The sequence below is a fragment of the Phenylobacterium sp. J426 genome, assembly GCF_024699945.1.
Taxonomy (GTDB): domain Bacteria; phylum Pseudomonadota; class Alphaproteobacteria; order Caulobacterales; family Caulobacteraceae; genus Phenylobacterium.
Genome location: NZ_JAJOMY010000001.1, coordinates 3,773,151 through 3,790,723, shown reverse-complemented (window position 1 = coordinate 3,790,723; position 17,573 = coordinate 3,773,151). Strand labels below are relative to the sequence as shown.

General features: G+C 69.8%; 17 protein-coding genes and 1 pseudogene. 9 read left to right on the top strand and 9 right to left on the bottom strand.

Annotated elements, in window-relative coordinates; genetic code table 11:
• Window positions 1-40 precede the first annotated feature (40 nt).
• From LRS10_RS19940 to LRS10_RS19910, 7 genes are all read left to right on the top strand, one after another.
• Window positions 41-2,035: a serine hydrolase gene (locus tag LRS10_RS19940; protein ID WP_257838763.1), complete on the top strand. Its 1,995-nt coding sequence runs from the start codon at window positions 41-43 to the stop codon at window positions 2,033-2,035.
• A gap of 96 nt (window positions 2,036-2,131) precedes the next feature.
• On the top strand, window positions 2,132-3,115 hold the full coding sequence (locus LRS10_RS19935; protein ID WP_257839217.1) for a dipeptide epimerase: 984 nt from the start codon (window positions 2,132-2,134) through the stop codon (window positions 3,113-3,115).
• A complete protein-coding gene (locus LRS10_RS19930; protein WP_257838762.1) occupies window positions 3,112-4,380 on the top strand; it encodes a peptide MFS transporter in 1,269 nt (422 codons plus the stop codon). The genes LRS10_RS19935 and LRS10_RS19930 overlap by 4 nt, the downstream gene beginning before the upstream one ends.
• 173 nt (window positions 4,381-4,553) lie before the next feature.
• Entirely contained in the window at window positions 4,554-6,785 is a 2,232-nt protein-coding gene (locus LRS10_RS19925) for a TonB-dependent receptor (protein WP_257838761.1), read from the top strand.
• Window positions 6,786-6,898: 113 nt separating this feature from the next.
• Window positions 6,899-7,942, top strand: a complete 1,044-nt coding sequence (locus LRS10_RS19920; protein ID WP_257838759.1) for a DUF1611 domain-containing protein — start codon at window positions 6,899-6,901, stop codon at window positions 7,940-7,942.
• Window positions 7,943-8,635: 693 nt separating this feature from the next.
• The gene (locus LRS10_RS19915; RefSeq protein ID WP_257838758.1) at window positions 8,636-9,067 is read left to right on the top strand and encodes a hypothetical protein; all 432 of its coding nucleotides are present in this window, start codon (window positions 8,636-8,638) and stop codon (window positions 9,065-9,067) included.
• Window positions 9,068-9,084: 17 nt separating this feature from the next.
• The gene (locus tag LRS10_RS19910) at window positions 9,085-10,653 is read left to right on the top strand and encodes a serine hydrolase (RefSeq protein WP_257838757.1); all 1,569 of its coding nucleotides are present in this window, start codon (window positions 9,085-9,087) and stop codon (window positions 10,651-10,653) included.
• Here the strand turns inward: LRS10_RS19910 and LRS10_RS19905 are convergent.
• The 7 genes from LRS10_RS19905 to LRS10_RS19875 all read right to left on the bottom strand — a co-directional run bounded on the left by LRS10_RS19905 (window position 10,601) and on the right by LRS10_RS19875 (window position 15,657).
• Entirely contained in the window at window positions 10,601-10,888 is a 288-nt protein-coding gene (locus tag LRS10_RS19905) for a hypothetical protein (protein WP_257838756.1), read from the bottom strand. The genes LRS10_RS19910 and LRS10_RS19905 overlap by 53 nt on opposite strands.
• A gap of 33 nt (window positions 10,889-10,921) precedes the next feature.
• Window positions 10,922-11,080, bottom strand: a complete 159-nt coding sequence (locus LRS10_RS19900; protein ID WP_257838755.1) for a hypothetical protein — start codon at window positions 11,078-11,080, stop codon at window positions 10,922-10,924.
• Between the two features lie 277 nt (window positions 11,081-11,357).
• On the bottom strand, window positions 11,358-11,705 hold the full coding sequence (locus LRS10_RS19895) for a response regulator transcription factor (protein ID WP_257838754.1): 348 nt from the start codon (window positions 11,703-11,705) through the stop codon (window positions 11,358-11,360).
• Between the two features lie 93 nt (window positions 11,706-11,798).
• Window positions 11,799-12,404 carry a response regulator FixJ gene (fixJ, locus tag LRS10_RS19890; protein WP_257838753.1) on the bottom strand — a complete coding sequence of 202 codons (606 nt, stop codon included), beginning with the start codon at window positions 12,402-12,404 and terminating at the stop codon, window positions 11,799-11,801.
• On the bottom strand, window positions 12,397-13,773 hold the full coding sequence (locus LRS10_RS19885) for a PAS domain S-box protein (RefSeq protein ID WP_257838752.1): 1,377 nt from the start codon (window positions 13,771-13,773) through the stop codon (window positions 12,397-12,399). The genes fixJ and LRS10_RS19885 overlap by 8 nt, the downstream gene beginning before the upstream one ends.
• Window positions 13,774-13,895: 122 nt before the next feature.
• Window positions 13,896-14,891 carry an AI-2E family transporter gene (locus LRS10_RS19880; RefSeq protein ID WP_257838751.1) on the bottom strand — a complete coding sequence of 332 codons (996 nt, stop codon included), beginning with the start codon at window positions 14,889-14,891 and terminating at the stop codon, window positions 13,896-13,898.
• Window positions 14,892-15,003: 112 nt separating this feature from the next.
• Window positions 15,004-15,657 (bottom strand): helix-turn-helix domain-containing protein, encoded by a 654-nt coding sequence (locus LRS10_RS19875; protein WP_257838750.1) that lies wholly within the window; start codon window positions 15,655-15,657, stop codon window positions 15,004-15,006.
• A gap of 184 nt (window positions 15,658-15,841) precedes the next feature.
• Here LRS10_RS19875 and LRS10_RS19870 point away from each other — a divergent pair, with 184 nt between their 5' ends.
• A complete protein-coding gene (locus LRS10_RS19870) occupies window positions 15,842-16,291 on the top strand; it encodes a host attachment protein (RefSeq protein ID WP_257838749.1) in 450 nt (149 codons plus the stop codon).
• A gap of 74 nt (window positions 16,292-16,365) precedes the next feature.
• A complete protein-coding gene (locus LRS10_RS19865) occupies window positions 16,366-16,713 on the top strand; it encodes a hypothetical protein (RefSeq protein WP_257838748.1) in 348 nt (115 codons plus the stop codon).
• Window positions 16,714-16,811: 98 nt separating this feature from the next.
• Here the strand turns inward: LRS10_RS19865 and LRS10_RS19860 are convergent, their stop codons facing one another.
• The gene (locus LRS10_RS19860) at window positions 16,812-17,126 is read right to left on the bottom strand and encodes a hypothetical protein (protein ID WP_257839249.1); all 315 of its coding nucleotides are present in this window, start codon (window positions 17,124-17,126) and stop codon (window positions 16,812-16,814) included.
• Window positions 17,127-17,172: 46 nt separating this feature from the next.
• Window positions 17,173-17,520, bottom strand: a pseudogene (locus LRS10_RS19855) (uroporphyrinogen-III C-methyltransferase); the annotation flags it as partial.
• Window positions 17,521-17,573: the final 53 nt, after the last annotated feature.

Below are 17,573 nucleotides of genomic sequence, written 5' to 3'. Positions count from 1 at the left end.
ACCAGGATCGTTTCAGCTCCAGCGGCCATAGGGGGTTCGCATGCGTCTATTAGCCAAGGCCACGGCCTTGTTCGCATCCTGGGCGATCGTCGCCGCGCCGGCGGCGGCGCAGGCGCCGACACTGGCGCCGCCTCTGCAACCCGACGCCGAGACGACGACGGCGCCCGCGCCGATCCCCGGCGCCGCCGCACGGCCGTTGTCGGCCCCGGATGTCGAAGCCTGGCTCGACGGCTACATGCCCTATGCGCTGAAGAGCGGCGATGTCGCCGGCGCGGTGGTCGTGGTCGTCAAGGATGGCCAGGTGGTGGTGCAGAAGGGCTACGGCTACGCCGACGTCGAGAAGCTCACGCCGGTCGACCCGGACCGCACGCTGTTCCGGCCCGGCTCGGTCTCCAAGCTGTTCACCTGGACCGCAGTCATGCAGCAGGTCCAGCAGGGCAAGATCGACCTCGACGCCGACATCAACACCTACCTCGACTTCAAGATGCCGACCCACAAGAGCGGCAAGCCGATTACGATGCGGGACGTCATGACCCACACCGCCGGCTTCGAGGAGGCGGTGAAAGGCCTGATTACCGAGGATCCGAAGGCCGCCGTGTCCCTGGGGCAGGTGCTGAAGCGATGGACGCCGCGGCAGATCTTCGCGCCGGGCGCGCAGCCGGCCTATTCGAACTACGCCACGGCGCTGGCGGGCTATGTGGTCGAGCGGACCTCCGGCCTCGACTTCGACACCTACCTCGATCGGAACATCTTCGCGCCGCTCGGCATGACCCGATCGACGTTCCGCCAGCCGTTGCCGCCCGCGCTCGAGCCGCTGATGGCGAAGGGTTACGACAAGGCCTCGGCGGGCAAGGCGAAGAAGTTCGAGCTGATCCCGCTCGCCCCCGCCGGTTCGCTGTCCGCGACCGGCGCGGACATGTCCAAGTTCATGATCGCCCATCTTCAGGGCGGCGGTCCGCTGCTGTCTCCGGAGACGACCCGGATGATGCACGCCACCACGCGCACCGTCGTGCCGCCGCTGAACCGCATGGCGCTGGGCTTCTACGAGCAGAACACCAACGGACGGCGCGTGATCGCCCACGGCGGGGACACCCAGTGGTTCCACACCTACCTGTTCCTTTATCCGGACGACGGCGTCGGCCTCTACGTCTCGATGAACAGTTCGGGCCGGGAAGGCGCGGCGGGCAACATCCGCGCTGCGCTCTTCCGCGAATTCTCGGACCGTTACCTGCCGGGCCCCGGGCCGGAGGGCCGGGTGGACGCCAAGACCGCCGCCGAGCACGCCAAGCTGATCTCGGGCTCCTGGATCAACTCGCGCCGCGTGGAAAGCAGCCTCGTCAGCATCCTGGAACTGCTGGGCGGCGTGAAGGTGAGCGCCAACGAGGACGGCACGATCAGTGCGTCCCTGCTGCGTGACTTCGGCGGGGCGCCGAAGAAGTACCGCGAGATCGCGCCCTTCGTCTGGGCCGAGGTCGGCGGCAAGAGCCGGCTGGCCGCCGAGGTGAAGGACGGCAAGGTCGTCCGGTGGTCGGTCGACGATTTCTCGCCCTTCATGATGTTCGAGCGCGCGCCCGTCGCGAAATCGGCCGCGTGGCTGACCCCGGCCGCGGCGATCAGCTTCGGCATCCTGCTGCTGACCGTCGTGCTGTGGCCGGTGGCCGCCATCGTGCGGCGGCGCTACCGTGGGGCCTTCCCGCTGGAGGGGCGCGAGGCGACCGCGTTCCGGGCCGTACGCATCGGCGCGCTCGCCTCGGCCGGAGCCATCGCCGCCTGGGTCGGGACCGTGCTCGGCATGATGAGCGACCTCAAGCTCATGTCTTCGGCCTTCGACCCGGTGCTCTACGCGCTGCACATCCTGGGCACGATCGGCGTGGTCGCCGGCTTCCTGATCGCGATCTGGAACGTCTCGGTCGTCTGGCGCGGACGACGCAGCTGGTTCGCCAAGCTGTGGAGTCTGGCGATCCTGGCCGCGACGGCGGTCCTGCTCTGGGTCGCAGTGGCCTTCCATCTCGTCGGCCTCGGCGTGAACTACTGATCCCGCCCGGGCGTCCGGCTGCCGCCGGGCGCCCGCATCCTTGGTCTCCCAGCATTCCCGGAGGTGGCATGACCACCCTGCGCCCCCCGCCTTGCCCTGACCGTCGCCGAAGAGCCGGTCCATCTGGTCGAGCCGTTCCGCATCACCGGCTACGTCTTCACCGAAATGCCGGTGGTCGTCGTCCGCCTGCGTGAGGAGGGGGCGGTCGGCGAGGGCGAGGCCTCGGGCGTCTATTACCTGGGCGACGACGTGCCTGCGATGATCTCGGCCGTTGAAGCTGCGCTTTCCGAGATCGAGGCCGGGCTCGATCGGGAAGGGCTCCGCCGCCTCATGCCCCCCTGCGGCGGCCGCAACGCGCTAGACTGCGCGCTCTGGGATCTGGAGGCCAAGCGGCGGCGCCAGCCGGTATGGAAGCTGGCCGGCCTGGAGCGGCCGCAGTCCCTGGTCACCACGTTCACGGTGGGCGCGGCCGAACCTGCGGTCATGGCCGCCAAGGCCAGGGCCTACGCCCAGGCCCGCGCGCTGAAGCTCAAGCTTACCGGCGAGGCCGAGCTGGACGCCGAGCGCGTGCGCGCCGTGCGCGCCGCCCGGCCCGAGACCTGGATCGCCGTCGACGCCAACCAGGGTTTCGATCCCGACAGCCTGGAGGTGCTTACGCCGGCCCTCGTCGAGGCCGATGTCCGCCTGCTGGAGCAGCCCTTCGCCCGCGGCCGCGAGGACCACCACGACGGCCTGAAATGCCCCATCCCCATCGCCGCAGACGAGAGCGTCCTGAGCTTCGATGATATCGAACCGCTCGTCGGGCGGGTTCAGGTCATCAACATCAAGCTGGACAAGTGCGGCGGCCTGACCGAGGGGCTCGCGATGGCGCGCGAGGCCAAGCGCCTCGGCCTGGGCGTGATGGTCGGCAACATGGTGGGCACCAGCCTGGCGATGGGCCCCGCCTATCTTCTGGGCCAGCTCTGCGAGGTGGTCGACCTCGACGGCCCGATCTTCATCACCCAGGACCGCCTGCCCAGCGTCTCGTACGTCGACGGCCGGATCAGCTATCCCGAACATGGCTGGGGCAGCGCCCCATGAGCCTCGCATCGGCCGGGCAACCGTCCTGGTTCGGTCAGCCCCGCGGGCTGACCGTGCTCTTCCTCACCGAGATGTGGGAGAAGTTCTCATTCTACGGCATGCGCGCGATGCTGGTCTATTACATGACCAAGCAGCTGCTGATGGCCCAGGCCCAGGCGTCGCTGGTCTACGGCCTCTACACCGCAGTCGTGTACCTGACGCCGATCTTCGGCGGGCTCGTCGCCGACCGCTGGCTCGGCCGCCGCAAGGCGGTCATCCTCGGCGGGACGATCATGGCGTTCGGCCACTTCCTGATGGCGTTCGAGCCGGCGCTCTATGCGGCGCTCGCCTGCATCGCCCTGGGCAACGGCTTCTTTCTGCCGAGCCTGCCGAGCCAGATCGGCGGCCTCTACGCGCCGGACGACCCCCGCCGCGTGCGGGCCTACAACGTCTACTACGTGGGCGTGAACCTCGGCGGCTTCCTGGCGCCTCTGGTCTGCGGCACGATCGGCGAGCTCTACGGCTGGCACTACGGCTTCGGCGTCGCCGGCATCGGCATGCTGGCGGGCCTGGCGATCTACATCCTGGGGCGCCCTTATCTGCCGGCCGATCCGCCCCGCGCGGCGCGCGAGGGGCCGGCGCGCGGCCGGGCCAACATGCCCCTCACCATGCTGCTCGTGGGTGTCGGCCTGTCGGTCGTCGTGTTCCGGGCCGCCTACGAGCAGATGGGCAATACGGTCGCGCTTTGGGCCGACCAGGGCGTCGACCGGGTCGTCGGCGGTGGGTTCGAGATTCCGATGACCTGGTTCCAGTCGCTGAACCCGCTGCTGGTCTTCGCGCTGACGCCGTTCCTCCTGGCGCATTGGAGCCGGCAAGCCGCCCGGGGGCGTGAACCGCAGCCCTTGAGCAAGATGAGCCTCGGCGCGGCCGGCGTCGCCGCCGCCTTCGTGGTGCTGGCCGCCGTCAGTGCGACAGGGCAGAGCGCGGCCAGTTGGCTGTGGCTGGTCGGCTTCTTCGCCGTGCTGACCGCCGGCGAGCTCTTCATCCTTCCGGTAGGCCTCGGCCTCTTCGCGCGCTTCGCGCCGGCGGGCCTGGCCGCCACCGCTGTCGCAGCCTGGTTCCTCGCGGCGTTCGCGGGAAACCTGCTCGCCGGCGTGCTCGGGACGCTCTGGACCGTTCTCGGTCCGCCGGTCTTCTTCGCCCTCATGGGCGGGGTGGCCGGCTTGTCGTCACTGTCGCTCTTTGCGCTTCGCCCGCTCGCCAAGACGGCGGGCGCCGTCCTGTGACTGCGGCGCAATTCTCTGATCCGCCGTCATCGTGTTGACAATTCTCTAATTGGGATCATCGTGGTCTCAATGGATAATTCCCGGGCGGGAGGTTTGCGCCGGGGAGAGGCGGCGTCTCCCCTCGCTAGGGTTGGGGACGCGTGCCGGCCGACGACCAGATGGAGGGGGTGACGATGAGAATGCATGCGAAGCGGTCCGTGCTCGCAGCCTCGGCCGCGGTGGCGGCGCTGACGGCGACCGGCGGCGCGTGGGCGGCCGACGCGCCGGCCGCGGTCGAAGAGCTGGTGGTCACCGCCCAGAAGCGCGAGCAGGCGCTGATCGAGGTGCCGCAGTCGATCTCGGTGGTGTCCGGCTCCGACCTGGAGAATCTGCAGGCGACCACGTTCTCCGACTATCTGAAGCTGGTTCCGGGCCTGCAGGTGGTCCAGGCCAACCCCGGCAACGCGCGTCTCGTCATCCGCGGTGTCAACACCGGCGGCGTCGCCTCGACTGTCGGCGTCTATGTCGACGAGACCCCGTTCGGCTCGAGCACGGGCCTGGCGAACGGCGCGATCCTCGCCGGTGACTTCGACACCTTCGACGTGGCGCGTGTGGAAGTCCTGCGAGGGCCGCAGGGCACGTTCTATGGCGCCAATTCGCTGGGCGGCGTCCTCAAGTTCGTCACCAACGAACCCCGCCTCGGCGAGCAGCTCATGCGCGCTCGCGCCAACCTCGAGACCACGAAGGGCGGCGGGGAATCCTACGGCGCGGCGGCCGTGATCAACGTCCCGTTCGGCGATACCTTGGCCTTCCGCGCCTCCGGCTCGTACCGCGACACCGCAGGCTTCATCGATTCCATCGGCACGGCCGGGTCCGACGTCGAGAAGGACATCGACGATGGCCGCAGCTACGGCGGGCGCGCGTCGCTGCTGTTCGCACCGCTCGACACGCTTTCGGTCCGACTGTCCATGATCGCGCAGAATATCGAGACCGACGCGCCGACGATCGCCGAGGCGGATGCGACCACCCTGGAGCCGCTCTACGACAGGCTTTCCCAGTCGCAGTTCGTGCCGCAGTTCTCGGACGTGAACTATCGCGTCTACAACGCGACAGTGAACGCGGACCTCGGCTTCGCCGATCTGACGTCGTCCACCAGCTACAGTACGCAGAAGCAGACGCTGCGCGACGACCTGACCTTCAACCTCAGCGGGTTGATCCAGGCCATCTTCGGCGTGCCGAACGAGTTTCTGCTGGCCCAGAACACCAACCTGAAGAAGCTGACCCAAGAGGTGCGGCTGTCCTCCAAGGCCGAAGGCCCGATCGAATGGCTGGCCGGCGCCTATTACAACAAGGAAGACGGCCTGATCCGTCAGGAATTCCGCGCGGTGCAGCCCGGTACGCTCACCGACATCGCGGGCCTGCCTGTCCTCGGCGCGGTGCAACTGCCTTCGAACTATGAGGAAGTCGCCGTCTTCGGCAACGTCACCGCCCATCTCGGTGACCGCCTCGATGTCGATGTCGGCGGCCGCTGGAGCCGCAACGAGCAGAGTGCGGCGCAGACCGGGGACGGCGTGCTGGCCGGCGGCCCGCAGTCTTTCTCCTCGAAGTCCTCGGAGGAGGTCTTCACCTACTCGATCGCCCCGCGCTTCGAGCTGAGCGAGAACGCCTCCGTCTACGCCCGCGTCGCCAAGGGATTCCGACCCGGCGGGCCCAACGTCGTGCCGCCCAACGCGCCGCCGACCGTGCCGCGGTCGTACGATTCAGACTCGGTGATGAGCTACGAGGTGGGCCTGAAGGCCGAGAGCGCGGACCGTCGCTGGAGCCTGGACGTGGCGGCCTTCCACATCGACTGGAAGGACATCCAGCTGTTCGCCTCGGTGAATGGCTTCGGCGTGAATGTGAACGGGGGGAAGGCCAAGAGCCAGGGCGCTGAGTTCAACGCCGCCTTTCGCCCGATGGAGGGCCTGTCTCTGAGCGTGAACGGCGCCTACACAAACGCCAAGCTCAAGGACGACACCGATCCGCTGGTCGGCGGGCTTGACGGCGACCGACTGCCGTTCACGCCGAAGCTGACGCTGGGCCTCAACGCGGACTACCGCTGGGCGCTCAACGGCGCGACCGACGCCTTCGTCGGGGGCTCCGTGCGTCATGTCTCGGATCAGTCGGGCGCCTACGACGCGGCCTTCCGCGGCGCCAACGGCCGCCAGCGCGAAATCGACGCCTACCAGGTGGTCGACCTTCGCGCTGGGGTCGACCTCGACCGCTTCACCATCGAGGCCTACGCCAAGAACGTCTTCGACAGCGACGGCCTGGTGTCGACCGCCGCGCCCATCGCCAACGGCCTGCCGGTCTATCCGAACGGCGCCATGGGCGTCGGCGTGATCCGGCCTCGAACGGTCGGGGTGGCGGTGACGGCCGAGTTCTGATGCCGCGGCGGCGGCGGGCGTCGCCTGCCGGCCGCCGTCCGACCGGGGCGCTCGTCCGCGCCCGAAGGACCCTGTATGCGTTTCGAACCCTTTCTCGCGGCGGGAGCCTCCGCATGACCGCTGCGACTGCGCGCCTGGAGCCGGCCGTCGTGAGCTTGCCGCAGCCGTACCTGCTGTTCGTGGGCGACATCACCGAGCCCGGCTACGCCAAGACGGCCTTCGGCCTGCGTGACTGGGCCGGCGAACGGTGTGTCGGCGAGCTGGCCTGCTCGGACGAGGCGGTGACGACCGGGCTGCCGCGGATGACCCCCGAGGAGGCCCGTCGCCGCGGGGCCCGCGCCCTGGTGATCGGGGTCGCGAACCCGGGCGGCGTGATCAGCCCCGCCTGGATTCCGAGCCTGGTGGCTGCGCTGGAGGCCGGCCTGGACCTCATCGGCGGGATGCACGCCAAGCTCGAGGACATCCGTGAACTCAAGGCGGTGGCCGACCGCCTGGGGCGCCGTCTCATCGATGTGCGCAAGCCGCCTCCTGGCGTGCCCGTCGCCACGGGGCGCAAGCGCACCGGAAAGCGCCTGCTCACCGTCGGAACCGACTGCGCCCTCGGCAAGAAGTACACGGCGCTGGCGATCGCCCGCGCCTTCGGTGAGCGCGGACTCGCCGCCGACTTCCGGGCCACGGGGCAGACGGGGATCATGATCGCCGGCGCCGGGATGCCGATGGACGCCGTGGTGTCCGATTTCGAGGCCGGGGCGGCCGAGCTGCTCAGCCCCGACGCCGCGCCCGACCATTGGGACGTCATCGAAGGGCAGGGCTCTCTGTTCCATCCCGCCTATTCGGCGGTGTCCCTCGGCCTGCTGCATGGCAGCCAGCCCGACGTCATCGTGCTGTGCCACGAGCCGGGCCGCGCCCATCTGCTCGGCTTTCCGAACTATCCGACGCCGGGACTGACCGAAGCCATCGAGACCCACCTGATGATGGGCCGACTGACCAATCCCGCGATCCGCTGCGCCGGCCTGAGCTTCAACACCTCGGCCATGACCGCCGAGGAGGCTGAGGACGTCATGTCGCGGGCGTCGCGGCTGCTGAACCTGCCCGTCGCCGACCCGATGCGCGGCGGCGCGGCGTTCGACCGGCTGGTCGAGGCCTGCCTCGCGTGAGCAGCCAGGCCGCCAGAGGGCCGTCGTGGTTCCAGCGGTTCCTGCTGCCCGGCTTCGCCTTCAAGGCGGTGGTGATCGGCGGCGGCTACGCCACCGGCCGCGAGCTGGCCGAGTTCTTCCTGCCGAGCGGTCCGCGCGGCGGGCTGATGGCCATGGCGCTGGCGACGCTCATCTGGAGCGCCGTCTGCGTCGCGACCTTTCTGTTCGCCCGCGCCACCGCCAGCGAAGACTACCGGACCTTCTTCCGTCATCTCCTGGGACCCTTCTGGATCGCCTTCGAGATCGCCTACGTCGTCTTCAGCATCCTCATCCTCGCAGTGATCGGCGCTGCGGCCGGGGCAATCGGACAAGCGGTGTTCGGCTGGTCGGCCATCGTGGGCGCCCTCGCGCTCACTCTGGCGGTCGCGGGGGTCGTGGCGTTCGGCGGATCCGCCGTGGAGCGGCTTTTCAAGTATGCCTCGATGTTCCTCTACGCGGTCTACGGGGTGTTCCTCGTGCTCGCGCTGGGCGCCTTCGGACCGCGTATCGCAGAGGCGTTCGCGCGGCCGACGCCGATCGACGGATGGGTGGCCGGCGGCGTCACCTACGCGGGCTACAACATCGTCTGCGCGGTGGTGATCCTGCCGGTGCTGCGACACCTGACAAGCCGGCGGGACGCGGTCGTCGCCGGCCTGCTGGCCGGCCCCCCTGGCCATGCTCCCCGCCGCCATCTTCTTCATCTGCATGGCGGCCTACGCGCCGCAGATCGCGGGCGAGGCGCTGCCGTCCGACGTCCTGCTGCGGCGCCTGGACCTGCCCGTCTTCCACCTGCTCTTCCAGGCGATGATCTTTGCGGCCCTGCTGGAGACCGGGGTCGGGGCCGTCCACGCGGTCAACGAACGCATCGGGCATGTCTGGAGCCACGCCCGCCGCAGCGATTTCCCTCGGACCGCTCGCCTGGCCGTGGCCGCCGGCTTGCTGGTTGGCTCGATCTTCATCGCCGACCGGTTCGGCCTCGTCGCCCTCATCGGACAGGGTTACCGCCTGCTCGCTTGGTTGATCCTCGCCGTCTATGTGCTGCCGCTGATGACCTGGGGGCTGTGGCGCCTGTGGTCGGGCCGCGCGCAGCCTGCCGTCGCCGCCTGACCCGAAAGGACTCTCGGATGCGCCGTTTTCTCGTCGTCCTCGCGCTGATGATCCCCGGCGCCGCGCTCGCGGCGCCGCCGCCTGGCTTCGACAAGCGCGTGGAGTCCGTCCGACGCCAACTCGACGCAGCCGGCTTTGCGGTGACCATCGTCGAGAACGGCAAGGTCACCTTCGCCAGGGGCTATGGCGAGAAGCTGTTGGGCAGCGGCCAGAAGGTGGACGCCGACAGCCTGTTCCAGATCGGCTCGGTGACCAAACACTTCACCGCCGCCGCGCTAGCGACCCTGGTCGACGAGGGGAGGCTGAAGTGGGACGACCCGGTGATCGATCACCTGCCGGACTTCCGCATGTACGATCCCTGGGTGACCCGGGAGATGACGGTGCGCGACCTGCTGGCCCACCGGAGCGGCCTGGGTCTCGGGCAGGGCGATCTGATGTTCGTGCCGGCCACCAACATCAGCCGCGCCGAGGTGGTGCGGCGGATCCGCTACCTGAAGCCTGCCACCAGCTTCCGGTCCTCCTACGCCTACGACAACATCCTCTATGCGGTCGCGGGCCAGCTGGTCGAAGCGAAGACCGGCCAGACCTGGGAAGTCTATGTCCGCGAGCGGCTGTTGAAGCCGGCCGGCATGGCCAACTCCGTCACCAACGACCCCGATCGGTGGCGGGTGTCCAACCGCGCCCTGCCGCACGGCCAGCTCGGCGAACTCCGCGGCATGGGCGCGCAGCAGCCGCTGGACGAGCAGGCGGTCGCGCTGGGCCAGAACGCGGGGCCGGCCGGCGCGATCTCGTCCAGCGCCAACGACATGGCCAAGTGGATCCAGGTCCAGCTCGCAGAGGGAAAGGCGGCCTCAGGCGCCCAGGTGTTCAGCCAGGCCAGCGCGCGCGAGATGTGGAAGCCCGTCGTGCTGATGAACGCAAGCCCGTTGCCCGGGCCGCTGGCCGAGGCGAGCGCCCAGTTCAGCACCTATGCGCTGGGCTGGAACGTGAAGGACTACCGCGGCCACAAGATCATCAGCCACGGCGGCGGGACCTTGGGATTCCGAGCCGTCCTTGTGCTGATCCCGGAGAAGAACATCGGCTTTGCGATGATGGTGAACTCGGAGGAGAACGCCATGATCCCAGGCCTCACCAACGAGTTGCTCGACCACTATCTCGGCCTGCCGAAACGCGACTGGCCCAAGGCGTATGACGACTTCATGGAGAAGCGCTGGGCCGATGGCCTGAAGGCGGCGAAGGCGGCCCAGCAGTCTCGGCCAGTCTCCCAGCCCTCTCTGCCGCTGTCGGGCTACGCCGGCGCCTATGCCGATCCGTGGTACGGGCCGATCTCGATCACCGAGGCGGGCGGCAAGCTCGTCATCGACTTCCGCCAGACGCCCGGCATGACCGGGCCGCTGGAGCACTGGGCCTACGACACATTCGTGGCGCGATGGAAGGACGGAATCACCGAGCCCGCCTTCGTGACCTTCAACCTCGACGCCGCCGGAAAGCCGACGAGGATCACCATGAAGGCTGTCTCCCCGGTCGCCGACTTCAGCTACGACTACCACGACCTGGACTTCCGCCCCGTCCCGGTCGCGCCTTAAGCGTCGGCAGCGGTCGCATGGCCACATAGGCGTCGAACCGCGCGAGTTCGCGGTCCAGCCGGGCCAGTTCGTCCGGCGCACGCATCCGCGCGGCGAGATCGACAGCGCGATCCAGGGCGGCGGCGACCTCGTCCGGACCCGACACCGGCAGCCAGTGGTCGAGCGGCAGGCTGTAGCGGATGAGCGGCGGAGCATCGTCGTCCAGCGGCACGATCACCGGAAGATGCGCCGCCACGGCCTCCAGCTTGGCCTTGCTGCCGGTCTCGGGCTAGCTGGACAGGTACACGTCCGCCTTGCGCGCGACCCGTTCCTCCCCGAGGCTCCGGGCCCAGCCGGCGAAGACGTAGCGGGCAGGGTCGATGCCCGCCTCCTGCAGCGCCGCCGCCTTAGCCGCCTCGAGCCCCTCCGCGACACGCCCGATATGCACCAGCTCGGTCGCAGGCCGCTTGAGAACGGCGATGGCGTAGTCACGCCAGGTGAAGCGGCCGCGCCCGGCGAACGCGTTGGGAGAGCCCGAGGTGGCGATCCGGAGCGGCGCGCCGGCCGTTGGCGGCGCACGTCCTCCAGGTTCAGCATGGCGGCCATCCGCGGCGCGCGGGCGTCCAGGCCCTTGGCGAAAGAGCTGACGGCCGTAGATGTGGGCTCCCGCAAGCTCTGGTTGGGCTTCAGCACCTTGGTGAGCGCGGCCTCGAGGGCCGCCGCGATCAGGCGTCGGGCGGGCAGGCGCCGCGTATCCGGTCCAGCAGTCCGTCGCCGAGCAGCGGCTTCTCGATGATCGGCGCGCGCAGGGTCTCCGCCGCAAGGCGCGCCGACGCGGAGGGATTGGTGGTGATCACGAACGCCGGCAGATCCACGCCCCGGCGCCGCAACTGCGACAACGCGTCGAGGCCGGTCAGCCCCGGCAGCCGCTCGTCGACGATCAGGCAGGCGCGTTCGCGGGGAAGCTGCAACTGGAGCAGGGCCTCGCCGCTGCCGCAGGTTTCGACGCGATAGCCCTCGGTCTCGAATGCGAACTTCAGCGCCGCACAGAGGGCGACGTCGTCGTCGGCCACGACAACGAGGGGCAGTTCATGAGGGGGCGTCGTCGCGCGCATGAGACCACGTATGGACCACGCTTCGCGCGAGCGCTTTGACGGAACGCAATCTCAGAAGCGGGCGAGCAGGGCCATCCGGACGAGGTCCGACAGGCTGCCGGCGCCGGTCTTGGTCATGACGTTGGCGCGGTAGACCTCCACCGTGCGTGGGCTGATCCCGAGCTCGTGGGCGATCACCTTGTTCGGCTTGCCCGCGACCACGCCGTGCAGCACGTCCTTCTCGCGCGGCGAGAGCGCCGAGAGCATGGTCTCGAACTTCTGCCGCTCCGCGTCCTCCTTCTGGGCCTGGTCGCCGCTGTCCATCGCCGAGGCCACCGCCGCCAGCAGGACCTCGTCGTCGAAGGGCTTCTCCAGGAAGTCCCGCACGCCGGCTTTCATCGCCTCGACGGCGAGGGGCACGTCGCCGTGTCCCGTCAGCACGATCACCGGCAAGGTCACGCCGTGGGTTTGCAGGCGGCGGACCAGCTCGAGACCGTTCATGTCCGGCATCCGGACGTCGGTGAGGATGCAGCCATGCTCGAGGCCGGGAAGATGCTGCAGGAACTGCGGTCCCGATTCGTAGGTCCGTGCGGCGTAGCCGGCGGTGTCGAGCAGGAATTCCAGCGACTGCCGCATGGCTTCGTCGTCGTCGATGACATGGACAACACTGCTACTCAATTGCGCTCAACTCCTCGTCCCGCACGCGCCGAAGCGTGAAGTGGAAGATAGCACCGCCGGAGGGGTTGGGCTCAACCCAGATGCGGCCGCCGTGAGCCTCGACGATGGTCCGACTGATCGAGAGACCGACGCCCATGCCCTCCCGCTTGGTGGTGACAAACGGCTGGAACAGCTGATCTGCGACCTCCGAGCTCACGCCCGGCCCGCTGTCGGCGACCCAGACCTCGACCATATCGTCCTCATAGGGCCGGGCGCCCACCACGAGCTCCCGCCGGGGCATGCCCTCCATGGCGTCGATCGCGTTCCGCATGAGATTCAGCACCACCTGCTGGACCTGCACCTTGTCCGCCAGGACCAGGCCCACGTCCGCGTCGACCTCGAAGCGGAGCCGCACGCCGCGTTCCTTGGCGCCGACCATGGCCAGGGCGCCCGCCTGTTCGAGCATCGGCGGCAGGCTTTCCAACCGCCGCTCGGTCTCGCCCTTGGAGACGAAGTCGCGGAGCCGGCGGATGATCTGGCCGGCCCGCAGTGTCTGCTCGCCCGCCTGGTTGAGCGCCTCGCGGATCTTGGCCTTGTCCAGCGGCTCGCGGTCCAGCAGGCGCACCGAGCCCTTCACATAGTTCGACGTGGCCGACAGGGGCTGGTTCAGCTCGTGGGCGAGGGCGGAGGCCATTTCGCCCAGGGCGGTCAGCCGGGCGACGTGCACGAGCTCGGACTGCAGGTCCTGAAGGCGCCGTTCGGTCTCCTGACGCTCCGTGAGGTCGCGGACGAAGCCGGTGAAGAACCGCCGATCTCCCGAGCGCATCTCGCCCACCGCCAGCTCCATCGGGAAGGTGGAGCCGTCCTTGCGTTCGCCGACCACCACCCGGCCTATGCCGATGATGCGGCGTTCGCCGGTGGTGATGTAGCGGTCCAGATAGCCGTCGTGCGCGTCGCGGTAGGGGTTGGGCATCAGGATGCTGACGTTCTTCCCGATCGCTTCGGCCGCGGTCCAGCCGAACAGCCGCTCGGCCGCGGCGCTGAACGAGTGCATGACGCCGCGCTCGTCAATGACGATCATCGCGTCGGGCACGGTGTCGAGGATCGACCGCAGGTGGGCTTCGCGGGCCTCCAGGTCGTCCAGGGCATGCGCCGTGTGGGCCGCCGTGTGACGCAGCCGTGAGCCGGCGACCCCGCTCGCGACGCCGAGGCCCAGGAAGACGACCAGGCTGATCATGTTGGAGGTCTCGCGGACGAGAGCCTCGCCCAGCAACACGCCGTTGATGACCACCGCCAGGACGGTCGCGGCCAGCGCCGGCCCGATGCCGCCGACCGCCGCGGCGGCCATCAAGGCGGGCACGAAGAGGAGGAATCCCCGCACGATCCCCATAGACCGGTTCCAGCGCCACGCGCGCGCCGGCGCACACCACGGTCGCCGCCAGGGCCACTCCATAGCCCAGGGCGCGGTTCAGCCGCAGGTGCGTGACCGGCGCGGTCTCCGCGCCGATGGGCCTAGGCTTCAGATCGGTCGCCAAGCACATCCTCCACGTACACCATGCGCACAACCACATAGACCACCACCGCCAGCGGGGTTGCGAAGAGCACCCCGAGCGGCCCCAGCAGAACCCCCATGGCGAGCACGGCGAAGAGCGTCACCGCCATCGGCAGTTCCACCATCTGGCGCAGCACCAGGGGCGTGAAGAGGTTGGCCTCGAGCTGCATGGCTCCGATGTAGACGACCGCCGTCCAGGCGAGCGTGTCCCAGCCGGCGCTGGCGGCGAGGATCAAGCCCGGGATCGTCGAAACCATGGGCCCGATGACCGGCACGAACTGGCCGAGCCCCGCAACCACGCCCAGCGCGAGCGGTGACGGCACGCCCGCCAGCCACAGTCCCACGCCGGTGGTCACGCCGACCAGCAGCATCGAGATCAGCTGGCCCACCAGCCACCGGTTCAGCGCGGCGCCGCACGCCAGCAGGACCGTCTCGGTCCGCGCGCGCCAACTGCGCGGCGTGAGACGCACGAGGCCGCCGAGATAGGTGCGGGGGTGGAAGGCCAGGTAAAGACCGGCGAACATGACGATGAGCGCGGCCGCGGCGGCGGTCGCCGAGTCGCGGATCAGTCTGGGGCCGAGCTGCATCACCAGCCCGTCGGCGTGCTGCAGCCGCCGCAGGTCGTCGAGGATGTAGGCGCCCAGGATCGAGCGGGAGAGGTCGAGCTCCAGGGCTCGCCAGGCGCGCGGGATCAGTTCGCTGAGCGCCGCCAGCTGGATCGCCGCTTCGCGCCCGAACAGCCAGAGCGTGGCGGCCGTCGCCAAGACAAGACCGACGACGGCGGCGAACAGGGCCCATGGCCGTGGCATCGACGCCCGGCGCACCAGGGGATCGGCCAGGGCGTGCAGGAGAACTGCGGTGAGCACCGAGCCGAAGGCGAGCAGCAGCACGTCGGCGAGCCGCAGCACCAGGAGAGCCAGCACGACCAGCGCGCCGGCGATCGCGACGCGTCCCATCACAGGATCCGGCGATCGTTGGGAATGTCCGCTGCTCATCCGCCCACCTCCGGCGACATGCTCGCCTGATGCGGGCGGGCGCGCCAGTCCGAAGGCGGGAGCGAGCGGTGGATCAGTCGACGAGGGCGGCCAGCGCCTCGCGCCGGGTGATCTGGAAGCGGCGGAAGGTCGGGAAGGCCACGATGGCCTCGTCCTGCAACTGCGTCAGCATCCGGGAGACGGTCTCGATCGTGAGCCCCAGGTAGTCGGCCATGTCCTGCCGGCCCATCGGCAGTTCGGCGCCGTCGCCGTCGCGGCCGTCGGCCAGGCTCATCAGGAAGGCAGCGACCTTCTCGCGGGCGCTGCGGCGACCGAGCAGCAGGACGTGATCCTGGGCGCGCTGCAGTTCCCGACGGGTCGCCGCCAGGATGGCGCGGTCCAGCTCCACATCGCCGGCGAAGGCGCGGACCGAGCTGCGGCGAACCATCTGCACTTCGCAGGCGGTCAGCGCCTCGGCCGAGAACTGGTGATCCGGGCCGACCTCCAGGCCGAACAGGTCGCCCGGATAGTAGAAGTCGCCCACCTGCCGGCGGCCGTCGGCGTTGACCCGCGTGGTGCGGACCACGCCCGAAACCAGGCGGTAGAGGTAGTCCACCTCGTCGTCCTGGGCGTAGATCTCCTCGTCGCGGTCGAAGGCGGCCTTCGAGCCCAGGCGGTCCATCACCTCGGTCAGCGCGGCGGCGGGGCGGGCGGTGCGGGGGTCTTCGAGGTCGTAGGCGAGGGTCATCGGGGCGTCCTTCCTGATGAGGAAGGGGTACGCGCGGCCGCCCGGCCGGAAAATTCGTGGCGTTACCCTAAGCGTACGCCCCTAAGTAAACATACGGAGGCCCCGGCGGCCGCGGTTTGATCCGCGTCACAGCCTGGCTTCACCGGCGCGTCTACCTAGGTCCCGAAGCAAGGAGACCTGGGTCATGGAACTCACCGGAACCACCTGGATCGTCGCGGCCGATGCGGTCGAGGCGCGCGTGTTCGAAGAACGCGTCCGCGCCGGCGAGGTGCGCGAGCGCAAGGAGATGCGCCTCCAGTCCAACGGCGAAGACGAGCCGAAGTCGCACCGTCATATGACCACGGTTCACGAGAGCGGAGGGCCGGGACGCCATGGCGCCGGCGCCCGCGACATGGACCATGAGTCCGAGCGCCGGTTCCTGCGGCGGGTGGCCGCCGAGCTGGAGGCGGCGGCCAAGCGGGGGGCCTTCGAGCGGCTCGCGCTCATGGCGCCGCCGCGGGCCCTGGGCCTGCTGCGCGCCGAACTCGGCGCGGCCTGCGCTCGTCGTCTGGACGTGTGCGATGCGCACGAGCGCGTGCACGATGACGCCGAGGCCATCCGGCGCCGCCTGCGCGAAGCCCGCGCCCGCGCTTGACGCAGATCAAGGCGAAGCTGGGCTGGACCGATCAGGCTTCGTCCGACCTCCGATCCCGCACCAAGGAGCATCCCATGTCGAAGAAGTCGCTTTCCCGGAAGATCCGCCACGAAGTCGACGATACGCTCGACGATGTGGCCAAGGCCCTGCGCGAGGCGGCCGACGGCCTGAGCGAGGACGCCGAGAAGGCGGTCGCCAAGGCTTCGGTTGCGGTGCGTCAGGCGGCCGAGGAGCTCGCGCGCCGCGGCCAGGCGGTCGCGGAAGAGGCGATCGCCCGCACGCCGGCGCCAGCCAAGGAACTGGCGCGCAAGGCGGCCCAGGAGGTGAAGGAACATCCGCTCGCGTCCGCCGCCGCGGCGCTGACGGCGGCAGCTGCGTTGATCTCCCTGCTGTCGAACGGGCGGGACAAGAAGGCCGCCTGACGGCGACCCGCGGCCCCTGGCGCCTGCGAGTGACGAGCCCGAACCGCCCCCCCGTGGCGAGGGTTCCATCCGCAAGTTCCGGGGGCCGCCCTATCGCGTCAGGCCGCGCTCACGTTCAGGACGCGGTCGCCGCTGGCCTCGGCCAGCCTCGCCTGGGCGACGACCTCCCCGATCAGGAACACGACCGGAGCATCGCTGTCGGCCAGCGCATCCAGTGGCCGCAGGTCGCCGAGCCGCGCCTCGACGGCCCGGACGTTTGGACGGCCAGCGTTCTCGACCGCCAGGACCGGCGTGCCCGGTGACCGACCGGCGACGAGAAGCGCGTCGGCGGCGGCGTCCAGAGCCTGACGGCCCATGTAGAGCGCGAGCGTCGTTCCCGCGTCGGCCGCGCCGGGCAGGTTGGGCCGGACCATCGGCCCGCATGCCGGTCGCGATAAGCAGGCGGCGCGCCTCGCCGCGATGAGTCAGCGGGAAACCGAGTTGAGCGGCCGCGGCGCTGGCCGCGGTGATCCCGGGCACGATCTCCACCTCGACACCAGCGGCCCGCAGGTACGCGGCCTCCTCGCCGACGCGTCCGAACACCGACGGATCCCCGCCCTTCAGCCGGACGACCTCGAGCCCGCGTCGCGCGAGCCGCAGCATCAGCCGGTTGATGGTCTGCTGCTGCAGGCTGGCGCGGCCGAACCGCTTGCCGGTCTGGATCCGAAGACAGGTGGCGGGCGCCAGCGCCAGCACTTCGTCGCTGACGAGAGCGTCATAGAGCAGCGCCTCGGCGCCCTGGACGGCGCGCATCGCGCGCACGGTCATCAGGTCCGCGGCCCCCGGGCCGGCGCCCACCAGCCGAACGCGGCCGGGCTGGA

Bases quoted from the DNA above. Each gene is read 5' to 3' on its own strand.
- LRS10_RS19940 (WP_257838763.1), top strand. From the start codon at position 41: ATGCGTCTATTAGCCAAGGCCACGGCCTTGTTCGCATCCTGGGCGATC.
- LRS10_RS19930 (WP_257838762.1), top strand. From the start codon at position 3,112: ATGAGCCTCGCATCGGCCGGGCAACCGTCCTGGTTCGGTCAGCCCCGC.
- LRS10_RS19925 (WP_257838761.1), top strand. From the start codon at position 4,554: ATGAGAATGCATGCGAAGCGGTCCGTGCTCGCAGCCTCGGCCGCGGTG.
- LRS10_RS19920 (WP_257838759.1), top strand. From the start codon at position 6,899: ATGACCGCTGCGACTGCGCGCCTGGAGCCGGCCGTCGTGAGCTTGCCG.
- LRS10_RS19915 (WP_257838758.1), top strand. From the start codon at position 8,636: ATGCTCCCCGCCGCCATCTTCTTCATCTGCATGGCGGCCTACGCGCCG.
- LRS10_RS19910 (WP_257838757.1), top strand. From the start codon at position 9,085: ATGCGCCGTTTTCTCGTCGTCCTCGCGCTGATGATCCCCGGCGCCGCG.
- LRS10_RS19885 (WP_257838752.1), bottom strand. From the start codon at position 13,773: ATGGGGATCGTGCGGGGATTCCTCCTCTTCGTGCCCGCCTTGATGGCC.
- LRS10_RS19880 (WP_257838751.1), bottom strand. From the start codon at position 14,891: ATGGGACGCGTCGCGATCGCCGGCGCGCTGGTCGTGCTGGCTCTCCTG.
- LRS10_RS19875 (WP_257838750.1), bottom strand. From the start codon at position 15,657: ATGACCCTCGCCTACGACCTCGAAGACCCCCGCACCGCCCGCCCCGCC.
- LRS10_RS19870 (WP_257838749.1), top strand. From the start codon at position 15,842: ATGGAACTCACCGGAACCACCTGGATCGTCGCGGCCGATGCGGTCGAG.
- LRS10_RS19865 (WP_257838748.1), top strand. From the start codon at position 16,366: ATGTCGAAGAAGTCGCTTTCCCGGAAGATCCGCCACGAAGTCGACGAT.
- LRS10_RS19860 (WP_257839249.1), bottom strand. From the start codon at position 17,126: ATGGTCCGGCCCAACCTGCCCGGCGCGGCCGACGCGGGAACGACGCTC.